The sequence below is a fragment of the Frankia sp. AiPs1 genome, from assembly GCF_023716945.1.
In the GTDB taxonomy this organism is placed as follows: Bacteria; Actinomycetota; Actinomycetes; order Frankiales; family Frankiaceae; genus Frankia.
In genome coordinates, this window is record NZ_JAMQQF010000965.1 from 1 (window position 1) to 1,278 (window position 1,278).

The following is a 1,278-nucleotide window of genomic DNA, read 5'->3' on the forward strand; positions in this document are numbered from 1 at the left end:
GGCGTCGGCCGTCCAGCAGCGCGGCGGCCCGCTCGGCGCTCGTTCGACGCGGTCGCCACCACCGGGAACGCCACCACCGGGGACCGAGTGGCCCGGGCCCGGGCTGCTCCACCTCGGCGCAATCCCGGTCGCGGCCGCGCGCTGCCCTCACGTCCTCCCCCTGGGAGCAGTCGTGCGGCGGCGGTCCGGGAGCCGGCTGCCCCCGCGCCGGCCCGACCGAGGTTGACCGTCGTTCAGTTACCGAACTGCCACACAGTGTTCACGCGTACTGTACTACCCTTTTCGATCTTGGAGTTGGCCTGGGGTGCCTGATTCGCCACCCGGTCACCCGGGCTGCCGAACAGGCCGGCGCGATCGATCTTCAGTCCCCGCTGACGCAGGATGTTCTCGGCGTCGCGATAGGTCTTGCCGACCACGTTGGGGACGGTGACCTGCACGCCGCTGCCGTCACCCCCGCCGGTGGTGTCGGATCCGTCGTCGGGCGGGGTGGCGACCGTCAGAGTCACGGTGCTGTTCGGCGCGATCGGCTGGCCGGCCGCGGGGGCGGTGCCGAGGACGTTACCGGGAGCTGTGTCCTCGGTCACGGCCAGATCGCGCGCAACCGTCACTCCCGCGACGCCGAGGGCGTCGATCTCCGCCTTGGCCGCGTCGTAGGTCTTGCCGACGAGATCGGCCGGCATCTGTCGGGTGTCCGGGCCGCTCGACGTGATCAGAGTGACGCCGTCGCTGGGCTTGAGCACCGTGTCGACGGCTGGGTTCGTGCCGATCACGTGGCCGACCGGGACGGTGTCGCTGGCCTGGTTGATCAGCCCACCCACGGTGAGGTTGACCTCCTTGAGCCGGGCTATGGCCTGTTCCCGGGTGAGGTTGGCGAGGTCCGGCACGGCGACGGTGGCCGGCCCGGAACTCAGCCGCAGAGTGATCAGCGCGCCCTTGTCGACCTTCGTCCCGTCCTTGGGGTCCTGCTGGGCGACGTGGCCGGTGGCCACCTTCGGGCTGGCGATCGGATCGAGGTAGGTCGCCTTGAGCCCGGCATCCTGCAGCATCGTCTCGGCGTCCGACTTGCTGACGTCGATCAGCAGCGGGACCTCGATCTTGTCGCTGGACAGCGTGCGCAGTCCGAGAAAGCCGAGCAGTAGGACCAGGATCGCCGCGCCGCCCACGGCGAGCGGCAGGTACCGGCGCGAGCCAGCGCCCGAGCCAGGGGCGCGACGCCGCCCGTGCCCGGCGCCGAGGTAACTGGTGGCGGTCGGGGTCGGCGGGGCGGCGGAGCGGTAG

The 1,278-nt window shown here is 71.5% G+C and carries 1 protein-coding gene; it reads right to left on the minus strand.

What is annotated here, in order from left to right:
* Positions 1-233 precede the first annotated feature (233 nt).
* On the minus strand, positions 234-1,278 hold a 1,045-nt coding region (locus ND748_RS32215; protein WP_251750047.1), incomplete at its 5' end, for a Stk1 family PASTA domain-containing Ser/Thr kinase.